Genomic DNA, 13,492 nt, shown 5'->3' on the forward strand with positions numbered 1-13,492 from the left:
GGTGAGACCGTCTCACACTCCGGGGTACTCACGCAAGGAGAGACGACGACGCTCTCGGGCGGAGATCTCGCTCCCGGGAGCAACTCGGTGAGCCTCTCGACGAACGGCGGCTCGACCGCGGACGTGTCCGCGTCGTGGACGGCCGTCACAGCGACCGAAGACCCGAGCGTCTCGGTCGGTGGACAAACCGTCTCTCACTCCGGCGTGCTCGGCAACGGCGAAACCACGACGAAGTCGGTGAACCTCTCGACCGGTTCGCAGTCCATCGACGCGTCGACGAGCGGAGAGGTCGACGTCGAAACCTCGTGGACGGAAGTGACCGAGACGATCGATCCGACCGTCTCGCTCAACGGCAACGGGATGTCTCACAGCGGCGTCCTCACCGAAGGCGAGACGGCGACACTCGACGGTGACTCCGCGTGGATCCAGGAGGGAACGAACACGGTCGACATCACGCTCGACGACAGCTCGCTGGAGCCGGGCTCGCCGATCCCCAAAGTCGGCGTCAGCCTCTCACACGACATCCGCGAGAGCCGGACGGTAGAGTACTCGGCCGAGGCGTTCTCCGAGCGCTACTCGGTCTCGAAGACGTGGACGGAGAACACGAGTAACGCGACGCTGACGATCCCGTGGGCGTCCGAGAACGTGATCGCGGTGCGGGACGTGGGCGTCGAGTACCGTGACGAGAGCGGGACTACTCCGAGCCCGCGACCGACGCCCGAGTACGAGCTTCAGAACGGCTCGGTCGTCGTCGACCTCGGCGACGTCGAGAGCGGATGGACCACGACCGTCTCGGCGAACGGGTCGAAGGTCCAGGTCGACGGGGCCGACATGACCGTGCTCGAGCCGACCGACCAGGGCGAGGACCTCGACTCGCGGGTTCGCCTTTCGGACCCGAGCGGGGACGTCTACCTGCGTGTCGGCGAGACTGAGCAGGGCGGTCAGCTCCACTACCTCGCGAACACGTCCTGGAGCAGCGAGGAATCGACGCGATTCTCGGATCGGGGCGTCAACGAGATGCGGATCCCGAACGCGCCGGACAACGGCGAGACGAACATCCGGACGCTTCCCCTCGCGTTCGACGTGGGCACCGGGGCGATCGACGTGGACGTCCCCGAGGATCGACTGAACCACCAGGAGCCGGCCTACCGGATCGGTCCGGGTGATCGCGCCGGCGACGACTACGACGTGACGCACCTGAACGCCACGGACGGACAGCCGTACGTTCTGTGGGACGAGACGGACGAGCTCGTGGTCGACCAGGGAATGGCGTCGGGCCCGCTCACGCTGTCGGCAGAGGACAGCGAGCAGACGCGCGTCATCCAGTTCCGCGAGGACGACGGAACGGTCGGCGATTCGGGCGGCGGTACTGGCGGCTCGGGGCCGGTCGGGAGCGTCGGGCCGATGGTCACGACGTCGTCGCCGTTCAGCGGGCTCACGGGGATGCTGCCGGGCCCGAACGTGTTCCTCTTCGGTCTCGGGGGGCTCGTCGCGCTGGGCGTGCTCTCGCGGCGCACGCGGCTGTTCGACGAGGGGACGCGGAGCGACGCGGTCGCGGACGCGACGACGGGCGTCGCCACACGGGCCGGTAGCCTGATCGAGCGGGTGTTCGACAACGAGATCGTGCTGGCGGCGCTGACGCTCGGCGGGGGCGTGTGGTTGCTCACGTCGGGGGCGTTCACGCCGACCGAGCGGCTGATCATCTCGCTCGGGAGCGTCCCGGTCGGGATGTTCCTCGTACTCCAGCAGTTCGACTCGTTCGACTTCCGGATCTGGATCGGGTCGACCGCGGTGGTCGCCGTGCTCGGGCTCCAGCAGCTCGCGCCGGAGACGTTCACAACGATCGCCGAGGAGGCGGGCGTGATCATCGTGGTCGGCGGGCTCCTGCTCGGCTGGAGAGCGCTGTCGGCGTGGCGTGCCGAAGCGTCGACGCCGGACAACGTGACGCGCCTCGAGATCGACGCGGAGGAGGCCGATGATGACGGGAACTGACGCGGTTCTCGTGACGGGCCTGCTCGCGGACCACTTCCGGGAGTCGGTGGTGATCGCGATCCTCGCAGGAGTCGTGCTGCTGCGGTTCCGTCGATACCGCGCGGTGTCGGCGGCGGCGGTCGGCGCGGTGTCGTCGACGGCGACGGTCGTGATGGCCGTGATCGTCTCGCTGCTGGCGCTCGTCGCGCTGGGCTACTGGGAGCCGCCGGTCTCGGAGATCGTCGGCGACGTGCTCACTGCGGGCCGGGCGTTCTACGACCTAGTCGGCGAGTGGCTCGTGCGACAGACGCTCGGGCGGCTCGAGGAGTTCGCGGCCGCGTAACACCACCCGCGAACTGGCGGCTCTTTCTCGAGGCGTGCTGCGGCGCTGTGAGGGTTTGGTGTGGTGTGGGATTAAACTCACCAACTGAACCCTTTTGTACCACTCGCGTGATGTGGATTTGTGCCGGAGAGTAGTTACGAGAACGTCCATCCTAAGCGGATCGCTGGGACGGGCTTTCGGCGTGTCTCTCGTTTCGACACTGCGCAGGGTGAGGTGACGCGATTCGTAGCGCAGTTACAGAAACCACGTGATGACGATGAGTACGAAACGATCGCACAGTTCGACCACGATCCAATCTCGCCGGGTGGTCACGACGTGTATTCTGAAGGGGTCCACATCGATGTCTATCGTCGAAACGAGAAGGATATCAAACTCTGGCCGGTACACGCTGGGTTGCCGACTTCTCGCGGAAGATTGCTGCGCTACTGTAGTGAGTACCTTGAAGAAAATGCGGAGTGGCTCGGTGCTGTTCACTTGGGAGTCAAGGAGCCGGTAGATCCGCCAAGATATCCATAAGGGGTCAGCAGTAGCCTTAATGAGTTCTGACGTTCTAGGTGATGGTATGCCAGAGCGTCGCCAGCGAAACGATGCGGATTCGGAGTCAGAACCTTCGGATTCGGCGTCGGATCTCTCCGAGTTCATCGCGGATCACACCGATGAGTCGGTCAGCGAGATCGACGCTGGTGACACGTTGTTCGCACCTCCGTGGTACTCGGCGGTGGAAGAGGTCAACCCCGAAGACGAGTAGCTCGCACGAATTCCGATTTCTCAGAGTCAGATCGAGACACCGCGTTTCGAGTGGAGGCTCGATTTTTGCGCGCGGTGCGGGGGTCTTTTTTCTTGATGTCCCTTTTAGGGACACACCCAAGGGGATATTCCCGGTCGGCAGGAACGATCGCGACCGCCGATCGGAGTTACACCGCTCACGTCGCGGAACAAACGAAGGCCGGACTCCACGCGAAACGGGGGTTAATCGGTGTTACTTATAAAAGAACGAACCTCGGAGTAGTGTTGCCACTCACGAGTCACCGCGCTACCAGCCGATGATCGACCCCACGAAGCAGCCCTTCTTGTCGCTGTTGTCGCGGATCTGAGCCTCGACGCGGAACTCGAGGAAGTCGAGGCGGTCGCGGCCGGTGGACGTCCAGGCCTCGACGCCCTCCTCGAGGACGTCCTGGAGACGCGGCTCGGCGAGCGACCTCACCTCCGAGAGGAGTGTGTCGAACCGGAGTGTCGCATCGTCGCCGTCGACGTTCACGAGATCGGCACCGTACGTCGCCATCCACTTCTCGAGCGCGCTGTCCGCACGTGACCGAAGGTCGATGTTCGCGAGCTCGGCGACACGGTCGGCGGTCGACTCCTTCAGCCCGTCGAGCCGCTCGACCATGCCGATGATCTCCTGGCGGATCTTCTCCGACGTGAACTTCACCATGCCGGCGTCGGACTTGACCGCGTCACCCAGCTGGTCGAGGACGCGGTAGATCGTCGAGACGGAGCTGTCGGTCTCGTCGGCGAGCTCCTGATAGTGCTTCCCACCGCCGCCGTCGGTTGCGAGCACCTTCGCGGCCTCCTTCGCCGACGGAGTGAGATCGTCGAGGATGCGGAGCAGCACGTTCTCCTGGTCGGCTTCGATCTCCGGCGTGGGATCGGCGCGCCGGCCGACGTCGACCTCGCTGGCTTCGACCTGGAAGTGATCGTCGCCGCGGTAGGTCGTCTGATCCGGCTCGGTCGGAATGTCGGCCCACTCGAGCGTGTTGATGAGGACGTCCTCGATCTCGTGACGGAGGCCGTCGCGCTCGGACCACGGAACCGACTCGCCGTCGATCGAGCGATGGAATGCGACGCCGTACTTCGGAGAAGCGAGCGGGTCGTCACCGCTTTCATCAGATCGGACACGCTTCGGATGGTACGTTTTGAGGCGCATCCCCCGAGAGAGGTCAGGGCCGAGCTTCGACATCGACGCGGGATCGAGATCGAGCGCGTGACGGTAACCGACGATCTCGGAGTTGTCCGCGGAGTAGACCCACTCAGTGCCCTCTTCGTCGGCCAGCAGGAACATCAGGCGATAGAACGCGCCGTCACTCCGGACGAGCTTCTGCTGGTACTGCCGGTAGAACCGAACGTAGTACTCAACGGTCGTGATGCTGCTCGAGGGACGCGGCTGGCGAAGGTAGTTCGCGTTGATGCTCGTCCCGGCCTCAGTCGCGAGCTCGTCGAGAGCCTGTCGGAGGAGGATCGGGACGTCGTCGAGTGGAACGTTGCTCGACTGTGCGAGGACGTCGAGACCCTCACCGCCGGGCCAGGGGATCGACTTCACCTCGCCGTCGGGGCCGCGCATGTCGTCGTAGCGGGCGCGGATCTGGTAGTGTACCTTCGACTCGCCGGGACCCTCAACGTGGAGCTCCCAGTCGCGGAGAACGTCGCGCTCGATCGAATCGGACGGCCGTGGAGCGATCCCGCTGTCGGAGTAGCCGATAGTGATGTGGTACGGCACTCCGCCGATCTCGGTCGTGACTTCACCGTCGCCATCGAGTTCGTGGATCACGAGGTTCCGAAGCGTCCAATACGGCGAGAGGCCATACTCGCTGAAGTGGAGGTAGGACTTCGCTTCGTGGACGTGCGGGCGGATGTGCTCCCGCATCAGAGGTCGACCTCCTTCCGGGGAACGACCACGGCACCTTTCTCGTCAGCCGTGAAGACGGCGACGAGCGGGACCCACGACTCGGTAACCTCAAGCGTGGGTTCTCCCGGTGCCCGTTCACTCGGGTCGAACACATCGACGGAGGCGTGTTCCGGCGAGATCGCGAGGACGTAGCGCCCAGAGCGATATCCACGTACGGGGACGAGTTCCGAGCGCACACGGTCGATGTGCTGGCCGGCGATCCGACGGCGGGGGATCTGCGGCGTCCCGACGCTGCCGTCGACGATGTCCTTCGTGACGGGATTTGCCGGGACACGGTCGTCACCGACGTAACGCACGATCGGCCGGCGGAGCACGATCTCGTCGCGCGCCATCACTCCACCTCCGCGGGATCGAAGATCCGCGACCAGACGATCTGTGTCTTCGGACCGCGACCGTCTCGTTCGTCGCGCCAGCTGGTGTGATCGTCGACGAGGTCGCCGACGCTGCGGGCCGGGACGATCTTCATCGCGAGCGGCTTCCGAGCGGGCCGGGGCTCGCAGACGACGAAGCAGTAGACGCCGCACTCTTCGACGAGCGCATCGTGCTGCTGTTCGCGGAGCTTAAACCGACCGCGACGCTGAACGGTGGTCTGGACGACCATCGTGCTCTTGATCTCGACGGGGAGGCCGGCCTCGACGACGCACGTGCCGGCGAAGGGGAGCTCATCGCTCGGGAAGACGGCAGTCTCGGCGACGGCGTCCCAGTGCTGCTCGCCGGCGGCGGCTTCGAGCGCGTCAACGGCCTCGAGGACGTGATGCTCGGCGTTGTGTCCGGCACGTTTCGCGGCAGCGAGCGTCTCGCCGCTCATCGTTTCAACCTCCCGAGCATCCGGACGTCGTGTGAGCTGGTCCAAGGGCGGACACGAGCCGCACCGCCGCCGTAGGCCCAGATGGTCGCACCGAGCAGGTGCTCGCGAGCGATCGGCGCGTGAGGAACAGCCTCTGTGGACTGCTCACTCATCGTAGACCTCCGGCTCTATCCGATCGCGAGCGTCCTTCAGTCGCTGACTGAGGGCATCGAGAGCGACGAACAGCCGGAACAGCACGAAAAGGACGATCCCGCACCCAATCATCGCCAAAGAAGCGACCGGATAGACGACGAGGATCGGGAGCAGTCGGAATCGACCGTAGGTTGTCCGTCGCGACCAATCACTTTTCAGGAATTCGAGATCCTGTCGAATGCCGTCTCCAACGACCTCATCGAACGATGACGGGAATCGATCGATACCGTCTCCAGATCGATCACTCGGCATCGGAACCCTCCAGTGCGTCCCGGTCGATGTCGATACACTCGGCGAGCTGCTCTCGGTGCTCGCGGATCTGTTCCTCAACCTCGTGCTTCTTCTCTAGATCGACGTGTTCCTCGATCGCACCGCGAACGATCTCTTCGAGGAAGTCTCGCTCGAACTCTTTCAGCGCGTTCAGTTCGACGTTGGTGTCGCGTCCATCGGAGACGTATCGACGGAACGACCGCTTGATCGTGGCGTCCTTGTCCGAGGACGAGGGTACCGGATTCTCCGGGAGTTCGAACCGCTCGATGTGCTCGGTGTTCAGTGCCTTCCGCTCGAGCGCAAAAGTGCCGTCACTGCCTTCAAACCAGAACGGAGCTGCGTGTTCGGCGTCGTAGTACCGGGGATCGTCTGAACTGGGGAACTCCCGACCGAGGTCGATGCCGTAGTACCCCATCGCATCGAGGATGCTGACGGGGGCGTGGAACCCGGACGGGTTGTAGTCGCCGAAGTAGAGGATTCGAACGTCCTTTCCATCGGTGATCTTGTCGGCAAGTCGGTTGCTCGCTTGGTATACCTTCGAGTCTGACCAGTCGCCACGAGTCGCCTCCAGCCGGACGTTGAACTCCTCGCAGATCGGCGCGAAGACGGAGGCGAGGCTCTGCTTCTCGAGCCAGACCTCGACGTACGACTCCTGCTCGCGCCAGAAGTCCTCCCAGTAGTCGTTCCACACCTCGTCGACACGATCGTCGACGAAGTGCTCAGGATCACGCCAGCCGGTCGCCGCGACGTTCTCCGCTGTCCGTGAGGCGTCAACGATCTGTGCGGGGTCGATGTAGCCGGCACGCCGGCCCTTCTTGACCGCCCGCTTCACGTAGCGGTACTCCCACTTGTGACCGCGAGATTCGAGCGCGTAGTAGACGTCTCGGACGGTCCGTTTCTCGCCCGAAGACAGCACATCCTGTATCTGCGAGAGGATGGTCTGATACTTCCTACCAGGGTTCCACTCCCCTTTGGCCGACTCACTGGCCATCGTTCACCTCCCAGCGTTCCATCCGGTCGAGACACGTCTCGCACGTCACTGCCGGGATGACCGTCTCACCGTCGTCGTTCTTATGCCGCTCCTCGCGGCCCTGAAAGTCGACGGTCGACCCCTTCTCACAGAGGTAGGAATCTGCTCCGCGCGATAGTCGCCCGGCGGAGAACGGCTCTTTAACATGAAGATGGACGACTGTATCCCGCGCGTGTCCGGTGCCTGAACTCCCACGAAGCAGCCCTGAGCGCCGGACTTTGATCGCAGCGTCGTGATCGAACGGGATGTGGTACCGGTCGTAGAACTCTGCTCGCTGTACGCGAGCAGCTTCTCCGTCGGCTCCATCGCTCACAGTTCCTCACCCCCGCCGAACAGCTCCGCCGTCCGCTCGATCTTCTCCGGCACCTCGTCGAGTGTCGCCTCGAGCTCGTCTGCGGAGATCCCTGCCGGCGCTTCCACGACCACCGAGACATCGCCCTGCTCGACGCTTCCGAGCATCCGGTCGCCGACGACGTCCACGTTGAGCACTGCTGGCTGCTCCGTCGCCGCCGTCTCCGGCGTCGATTCAGGCTTCGACATCTGTCTCACCTCCGTGGAGCGCGCGACGAGCCTCGGGATCGAGTTCGTGGATCCCCTCGTGCTGACGGAACCAGTCGACGAACTCGCCGCCGCTCGAGCGGTGGATCTCGATGGACTCCCGTGGTTCGAGACCGCGGTTGACGGTCACGAACCGGACGGTGCCGTCGTCATCGGGTTCGGCGCTGTCGAAGAGTGCCCAACCGTCAACGCAGAGCGCGACACGGCGCATCTTCTCGCCGTCGACGGCGATCTCCTCCGGCACCTCGTCGAGCGTGAGGAAGCGGTTGCCGATCACGGCGTAGCGGTCGGGATCCTCGACGTCGTCGAGTGCCCGGATGCGTCCCCAGATCTCCGGGTTGATGTGGCGGTACCGGGCGAGGTGGAAGTCGCAGAGCGCCACGTCGCTGCCGAACTGCGGCCAGGGAACGCGGTAGCGCTGCTTGCGGTCGCAGTGGCCGGTCTCACAGAGTGCGTGTTTGTCGACGGGACCGACATCGGGCCGGAGGTTCGAGACGATGCGCTGCTGGCCGCCGGAGCGCTCGTCAGTTGCCATCGAACTCACCTCCGTCGGTACGGATCGTTGCTCCGACCCTCGCCCCGCGATTGCGGTTCGGTTGGTCGGATGGATCGACGAGATCGACATCGACGCCGGCGGCGCTCCCGCGGCTGATCCTGCGGAAGCAGTCGCATCCGAGACACCGGTGTGCGACGTCGTCCTGATCGCCGAAGACTGACTGAAAGCGATCTGATACGTGGCGGTTACAGTGCCGGCAGGTACCGCGGTCGTCGGAACCGCCGATCTGGCGGTTCATGGCGCACCCCCCGAACGCCGTTTACGGGCGGTAGGCGGTGCTAAGGCTCTCGATAATGACGGCCTGTAAAACGTGTGATGGGACCGCTGAGCACAGAGACTTGTTTCGAGTTGCGATTCATCCGATTCGGCGCTGTCGTAAAGGTTCATGATTCGTACAGTTTTCCGAGGTTCTGCCGACGGATCGACATCCGCTTCAGCTTCTCCGGTTGGTCGTAGACGCTGTTCACGAGCTCCACCGAGGTCGCCATCTTCACCGCGATCTCCTCAGGCGGCCACCCACGATCACGATGCCACGTGACCGAGCCCGTCCGCCACTTGTGCGGTGACCGGACCGAAGGACATCGGGACTGCTGACCGTGGACGCGCGCCTCGCAGTCGTCCGGGTCACGATCGTGAGGACACTCCTTCCCGACCTGACACGGCTGCGTCAACTCGTAGGCGCGAATCCGGATCCCAGAGACGCTGATCCGGCCGCTCGCCTTCTTCGAGGTCAGCAGCGGCTTCCGACCGTGTTCGTCTTCCACCTCGACACGCCGGAACCGAATGTATGCACGGAGGACGTCGCCGAGATCCTCCGAAATGTTGACCGGGCGCTCGCCGCTGCCCTTCTTCTTCATCGGCGTGTCCGTTTCCGGACGGTGGCGGAAGTAGAGGAACGGGAGCTCGATACCCTCGAGGATCTCCTCCAGAAGCGAACCGTCGACGTCGAGATCCTCCTGATACCGCAGCCGGTCGAGATCCTCCTCGGTGAGGTAGACGTCCTCCAGGTCGAGCGCACGGATCGACCCGGCGCGAGCACCCGTCTCCCACATGAGAAACGCGAGGACGTGGTCGCGGCTCGCGTACTCGAATCGATCGAGGAATTCGAGGATGTCCATCGCGCGCTGCGTCGGGAGCTTCTCCCGGTTGATCCGCTCGTCTTTAGAGACGTGCGGGATGTCGACCTGACCGGCGACCTCCGGGCTCACCGCGTCCGCCTTGATCGCGAACTCGAGGAACTGCCGTATCGTCCCGAGTTGATTGTTCAGCGTGTTCTTCTGGATATCGCCGCTCGCGCGACGCATCGAGTCGAATCGGAGCACGTGTCGACCGTTGAGGTCGTTCAGGTTCTCGACGCCCTCCTCCTCGAGGAACTCGATGAACGGCTCGACGCGGTATCCGTAGCTGTCGACCGTGCTCTCGGCCTTGTCCATCCGCTGGCGTTCGAGCCAGAGGTCGAGTGCCTCCCGCGGATCCATCGGGAGCAGCTCGTCACCGCCCCCCGGAGGCTCGTAACCGTCGTCCCTCACCGCTCACCCCGCAAGACGGCGATCGCCTCCTCGAGGCGCTCCTCGCCGGCGTCGTTTCCGAGCTGGACCAGCTGCCGGACGCGGCGATCGTGTTCGTCGTCCTCGAATGAGTCGGGTGACGGCGTGCCGCGAACCTCCGTCCAGAGCGTGTACATCGCGAACTCCGGGAAGACTATCTCGACGCGGCCGGCGTCGGTGATCGTCGTGAGGACGTAGCCGTCAGCGCCGACCGCGGGGCCGTACGTTACCCCCTGTCCCACGCGGTCGGCGTCGACGACGTAGCGCTCGGCGTCGGGGCGGGTCATCGTTCCGACACCCCGAGGTCTTCCGCGGTCGTGTCGCACCAGATCTCGTTGCTCTCTTCGACGAGTTCGACGCCGGTCACGAGCGCGTCGCCGCTCCTCCAGATCAGCGGGGCGAGCGGTTCCTCGTAGCCGTCGTGCGGGACGTTCAACTGATAGATCGTCCCGTGGCCGACCACGTTCAAGACGACCATGCCGTTGCTGACCTCGAGGCGGCCGTCGACGGTGACTGACCGGGTACGCTCGTCGCTACACTCCAGGTGGAGCTCGTCTCCAGGGACGCAACCGCGGAGGAAGCGACAGCGCTCGTGGAGCTCCTCCTTCCGTGCTCGGTTCGCGGCGACGTCACTCATCGAGCATCACCTCCTTCGCGTCGTTGACGCGCTGAAACTCCTCGCGACTCCCGCCCTGGTCCGGATGGGTCTGTGCCTGCCGCGCTCGAGCGGCGGCCTTCACGACGTCGTCGGGAGCGCCAGGCTGGATCTGGAGTACTTCGTGGGGCTCCTTCCGATCGCTCCCGGCGACGATCACGTCGGCGTCCTCGTCGCCCGGCGGGAGACGCGCTGCCGCGAACTCCGTGTCGCCCGTCTTCACCGGTCGATTCCCCCGCATCCGGGTCTCGTGAACCCACTTCAGCACGTACCGGACGTTGTCGCGGAGCCGCGGCGACGCGTCGCACGCCACCGCGAACTCCTCGTCACCGTCCGTCCACCGGAGCACGAACCCCGGATCGTCCGGGCTCGCGTTGTGGAGTGGCAGCCCGTTCGACTTCGTGTGCTGGTTGCCGATCTCGCCGCGCCAGTGGTCGACGTCCATCCGGTCCATCTCCGTCGCGAGGTCCTGCGTCGTCTGTCCGAGCGTGGCCTCGAAGCTCCGGTTTCGCTCGCGGTCGGCGGCCGGCGTCCGCTCGAACCCGGCGGGCCAATCGAGCCGGCTCATGACGCACCCCGCTCACGGAGCTTTTTACCGACTCGCGCCGGAGTACGCGGCATGACCGACGACGAGATGGAACTCCACGACACGCGGAAGGTACGCGAAGACGGCAAATCGGTCGTCGTCACCATTCCGCCCGAAGCCGTCGAACACTCCGGGATCGAAGTCGGCGAGAAGGTGCGCTTCGGGACAGTCGAAGGTGGCGAGGTCGCAATGATCCCGTGGGGCGAAGACCGGATCCGAGATCTGCTGGGACAGGACTGACCCGTCATCGGTTCCCCTCCAGATCATCCTCGTCGAGTGCGCGGTCCACCGCCTCGGAAACGACACGGAGACGCTCGAAAGCGGCCTCGTCGAGTTCCGTCACGCCGACTCACCTCCCTCGTCGGACCGCGGGATCATCGCCCACTGCGCGCGCTGATCCATCGAGAGCGCGACGCCGCCGATCCGCTCCACGTCCGGGTAGTACTCCACGGTAGCGACGCGAGGTGCGTCCTCGTCCATCCGACGCGATTCGGGAGTCAGATTCTCGAACGCGTTGTCGAGCAGAACATTCGGGAAGCGATCGAACAGCGTGCGCTCGATCGTCTCGATGTGCTCGACGGCGATCTCCTCCGCGAGGTCCTCGTCGATAGACTTCTCGCCGATCCAGCAGAACAGCCCCGTGTCGTCGCGGTGGATCTGAACTGACGCCTCGACGACGCGCGCCTTGCCGTCCTCCGCCGCGTCGACCGCCAGCTGGTGTGCGACCGTCCCGGCGTGTGCGTTCTCCGACATCACGCACCCCCGTCGACGGCCGCGGAGAGGTGGTCACGACGCTGGTCGAGCAGGCGGAAACCAGCCTGTGTGACGCGGTAGGCGTTCGTCCGGTCGTCGATCGCCTGCGGCCGCTTCTCGATGAGGCCCTTCTCCGCGAGGCCGTCGAGGTTCGGGTACAGCCGCCCGTGGTTGATCCGCTCGCCGTGGATCTCCTCCAGGCGCTCTTTGATCGCGAGACCCTTCACGTCGCCGAGCGTCGCCTCGAGCCGCGCCGTCACGGTGAGGAGGTCGATCTCGAACCTCGAGAGGTCGGTGTGGTGCGGGTTGTGCGTCTCGGTCGTCGTGGTCGTGGTAGCGTCAGAACTCATGGGTCTGCTCCGTCATGGTAGCACTCTCGTCGCGAGACTGCCCGATCGCGTCGAGCAGCGTCTCGAGCGGGACGCCGGAGACGTCCAGCCCGCAGGGTGACAGCGTCGTCCGACCGCCGGGTCCCGAGGTCGCGAAGCCGTGCGCTGAGAGCGCACGGCCGCAGCCGGGACAGGCGTCGCTGTCGCCGTTGAGAACGATTCCGCCGACCGTCGTGCCGGGAGTTTGAAGGACCCCGGACGGGTTCGTTGACATGGCTTTCGTGCCTGGATCACGGAAGCCCACGCGGACCCGAGCCCCCACTCGGAGTCCGCATTCGTTTTGCGAAGGGACCCATCGACGAGCGACGAGTCCGCGAGAGTGCTTCCGTAGCAACATGTAGATAAAGCCACCACTAAAAACTTACTGGTAGTAAGGTAGATACAATAAGGTGCCATTAACAACCTGTTATTAGAAAGGATTTGGTGCCAACCACACAGTATGAAGTTAACAACGGTGAAACCGGTATGGTAATGCTTCTCCGCCCTCTGGATTTTTCGCTTCTTGCCGAACTGAAAGAGGGTAGAAATGTCGGAGCGAATCTCCACATGGAGCTTGACTCCGCCCGTCCGTACGTCAACGAGAGACTGAGCATTCTCGCAGATTATGAGGTAGTCCGTCGGGTCGGTCCGAACGAAAACTCCGGACTCTACGAGATTACGGACAAAGGTCTCGCCGTGCTCGAACACCGCGAGGAGTACGGGGAGGTTGAGGACTTCGAGGCGCTGATTGAGGATGCGCCCGACGAGTAACCGGTCCATCACGCACCCACGTCTCCGAGCAGTTTCTTGCCGACGACGTCGAGGACGCGCTTGATCCACTCCGGAACGTCGTCTTCGTGGACGTGGTCACCTTCGCAGAAGGCGTCGCGGACCTCGAGGGAGCCGTTGACGATCCGTGCGTCGAGCTGCCAGTCGTACTGGTTCCCGGCGGAGATCTCGACGCGGAGCGTGAAGTTCGCGTCGACGGTCACGACCGCGACCGCGTGGTGGGGCCCGGAGTGATCGCGGATCCCCTCCGCGACGAGGTCGATGTCGAACTCGGTAGTCTGTGCGGAACTGCCGTGGGCCGGTTGCTTCGAGGCCATACCCGAGGCTGCGCCGAACTCCTACTTGAGACTCCCACAGGGTGTTCCGGATGGTTCCGGATGGTG

Annotated in this window: 22 protein-coding genes; 5 read left to right on the forward strand and 17 right to left on the reverse strand. The window is 64.5% G+C overall.

Going from position 1 to position 13,492, the window contains the following annotated elements:
- The 3 genes from OKW78_RS14635 to OKW78_RS14645 form a co-directional block, all read left to right on the forward strand.
- Positions 1 to 1,992: hypothetical protein (locus OKW78_RS14635; protein WP_281195801.1), on the forward strand; the 1,992-nt coding region annotated here is incomplete at its 5' end.
- On the forward strand, positions 1,979 to 2,314 hold the full coding sequence (locus tag OKW78_RS14640) for a hypothetical protein (RefSeq protein WP_281195802.1): 336 nt from the start codon (positions 1,979 to 1,981) through the stop codon (positions 2,312 to 2,314). The genes OKW78_RS14635 and OKW78_RS14640, both read left to right, overlap by 14 nt.
- A 562-nt stretch (positions 2,315 to 2,876) precedes the next feature.
- Positions 2,877 to 3,062 (forward strand): hypothetical protein, encoded by a 186-nt coding sequence (locus OKW78_RS14645; protein WP_281195803.1) that lies wholly within the window; start codon positions 2,877 to 2,879, stop codon positions 3,060 to 3,062.
- A 285-nt stretch (positions 3,063 to 3,347) separates the two neighbouring features.
- On the opposite strand, the gene OKW78_RS14650 is transcribed toward OKW78_RS14645, so the two are convergent.
- The 13 genes from OKW78_RS14650 to OKW78_RS14705 form a co-directional block, all read right to left on the reverse strand.
- Positions 3,348 to 4,955, reverse strand: coding sequence for a hypothetical protein (locus OKW78_RS14650; protein WP_281195804.1), 1,608 nt, complete (start codon positions 4,953 to 4,955; stop codon positions 3,348 to 3,350).
- Positions 4,955 to 5,329, reverse strand: coding sequence for a hypothetical protein (locus OKW78_RS14655; RefSeq protein ID WP_281195805.1), 375 nt, complete (start codon positions 5,327 to 5,329; stop codon positions 4,955 to 4,957). Before OKW78_RS14655 ends, OKW78_RS14650 begins: the two co-directional genes overlap by 1 nt.
- The gene (locus tag OKW78_RS14660; protein WP_281195806.1) at positions 5,329 to 5,805 is read right to left on the reverse strand and encodes a hypothetical protein; all 477 of its coding nucleotides are present in this window, start codon (positions 5,803 to 5,805) and stop codon (positions 5,329 to 5,331) included. The genes OKW78_RS14655 and OKW78_RS14660 overlap by 1 nt, the downstream gene beginning before the upstream one ends.
- A 144-nt stretch (positions 5,806 to 5,949) precedes the next feature.
- On the reverse strand, positions 5,950 to 6,249 hold the full coding sequence (locus tag OKW78_RS14665) for a hypothetical protein (protein WP_281195807.1): 300 nt from the start codon (positions 6,247 to 6,249) through the stop codon (positions 5,950 to 5,952).
- Entirely contained in the window at positions 6,239 to 7,258 is a 1,020-nt protein-coding gene (locus tag OKW78_RS14670; RefSeq protein ID WP_281195808.1) for a hypothetical protein, read from the reverse strand. The genes OKW78_RS14665 and OKW78_RS14670 overlap by 11 nt, the downstream gene beginning before the upstream one ends.
- Positions 7,248 to 7,610: a hypothetical protein gene (locus OKW78_RS14675; protein ID WP_281195809.1), complete on the reverse strand. Its 363-nt coding sequence runs from the start codon at positions 7,608 to 7,610 to the stop codon at positions 7,248 to 7,250. Before OKW78_RS14675 ends, OKW78_RS14670 begins: the two co-directional genes overlap by 11 nt.
- The gene (locus OKW78_RS14680) at positions 7,607 to 7,837 is read right to left on the reverse strand and encodes a hypothetical protein (RefSeq protein ID WP_281195810.1); all 231 of its coding nucleotides are present in this window, start codon (positions 7,835 to 7,837) and stop codon (positions 7,607 to 7,609) included. The genes OKW78_RS14675 and OKW78_RS14680 overlap by 4 nt, the downstream gene beginning before the upstream one ends.
- Complete coding sequence (locus tag OKW78_RS14685) at positions 7,824 to 8,390, reverse strand: hypothetical protein (protein WP_281195811.1); 567 nt, start codon at positions 8,388 to 8,390, stop codon at positions 7,824 to 7,826. The genes OKW78_RS14680 and OKW78_RS14685 overlap by 14 nt, the downstream gene beginning before the upstream one ends.
- The gene (locus OKW78_RS17010) at positions 8,380 to 8,649 is read right to left on the reverse strand and encodes a hypothetical protein (protein ID WP_369335041.1); all 270 of its coding nucleotides are present in this window, start codon (positions 8,647 to 8,649) and stop codon (positions 8,380 to 8,382) included. The genes OKW78_RS14685 and OKW78_RS17010 overlap by 11 nt, the downstream gene beginning before the upstream one ends.
- A gap of 145 nt (positions 8,650 to 8,794) precedes the next feature.
- Entirely contained in the window at positions 8,795 to 9,940 is a 1,146-nt protein-coding gene (locus tag OKW78_RS14690; protein ID WP_281195813.1) for a site-specific integrase, read from the reverse strand.
- The gene (locus OKW78_RS14695; RefSeq protein ID WP_281195814.1) at positions 9,937 to 10,245 is read right to left on the reverse strand and encodes a hypothetical protein; all 309 of its coding nucleotides are present in this window, start codon (positions 10,243 to 10,245) and stop codon (positions 9,937 to 9,939) included. The genes OKW78_RS14690 and OKW78_RS14695 overlap by 4 nt, the downstream gene beginning before the upstream one ends.
- Positions 10,242 to 10,595, reverse strand: coding sequence for a hypothetical protein (locus tag OKW78_RS14700; protein WP_281195815.1), 354 nt, complete (start codon positions 10,593 to 10,595; stop codon positions 10,242 to 10,244). Before OKW78_RS14700 ends, OKW78_RS14695 begins: the two co-directional genes overlap by 4 nt.
- Entirely contained in the window at positions 10,588 to 11,181 is a 594-nt protein-coding gene (locus tag OKW78_RS14705) for a J domain-containing protein (RefSeq protein ID WP_281195816.1), read from the reverse strand. Before OKW78_RS14705 ends, OKW78_RS14700 begins: the two co-directional genes overlap by 8 nt.
- Before the next feature lie 51 nt (positions 11,182 to 11,232).
- On the opposite strand from OKW78_RS14705, the gene OKW78_RS14710 reads away from it, so the two are divergent.
- Complete coding sequence (locus OKW78_RS14710) at positions 11,233 to 11,439, forward strand: hypothetical protein (protein ID WP_281195817.1); 207 nt, start codon at positions 11,233 to 11,235, stop codon at positions 11,437 to 11,439.
- Between the two features lie 99 nt (positions 11,440 to 11,538).
- Here the strand turns inward: OKW78_RS14710 and OKW78_RS14715 are convergent, their stop codons facing one another.
- The 3 genes from OKW78_RS14715 to OKW78_RS14725 are packed head-to-tail and all read right to left on the reverse strand — an operon-like array spanning position 11,539 to position 12,555.
- Complete coding sequence (locus OKW78_RS14715; protein WP_281195818.1) at positions 11,539 to 11,952, reverse strand: hypothetical protein; 414 nt, start codon at positions 11,950 to 11,952, stop codon at positions 11,539 to 11,541.
- Complete coding sequence (locus OKW78_RS14720; protein ID WP_281195819.1) at positions 11,952 to 12,302, reverse strand: PadR family transcriptional regulator; 351 nt, start codon at positions 12,300 to 12,302, stop codon at positions 11,952 to 11,954. The genes OKW78_RS14715 and OKW78_RS14720 overlap by 1 nt, the downstream gene beginning before the upstream one ends.
- Positions 12,292 to 12,555: a hypothetical protein gene (locus OKW78_RS14725; protein ID WP_281195820.1), complete on the reverse strand. Its 264-nt coding sequence runs from the start codon at positions 12,553 to 12,555 to the stop codon at positions 12,292 to 12,294. Before OKW78_RS14725 ends, OKW78_RS14720 begins: the two co-directional genes overlap by 11 nt.
- A 209-nt stretch (positions 12,556 to 12,764) precedes the next feature.
- Here OKW78_RS14725 and OKW78_RS14730 point away from each other — a divergent pair, with 209 nt between their 5' ends.
- Complete coding sequence (locus OKW78_RS14730) at positions 12,765 to 13,091, forward strand: hypothetical protein (RefSeq protein WP_281195821.1); 327 nt, start codon at positions 12,765 to 12,767, stop codon at positions 13,089 to 13,091.
- 8 nt (positions 13,092 to 13,099) lie between these two features.
- On the opposite strand, the gene OKW78_RS14735 is transcribed toward OKW78_RS14730, so the two are convergent.
- A complete protein-coding gene (locus tag OKW78_RS14735) occupies positions 13,100 to 13,426 on the reverse strand; it encodes a hypothetical protein (RefSeq protein ID WP_281195822.1) in 327 nt (108 codons plus the stop codon).
- Positions 13,427 to 13,492 lie beyond the last annotated feature (66 nt).

Source organism: Halorubrum sp. F4, from assembly GCF_027257195.1.
GTDB lineage: Archaea > Halobacteriota > Halobacteria > Halobacteriales > Haloferacaceae > Halorubrum.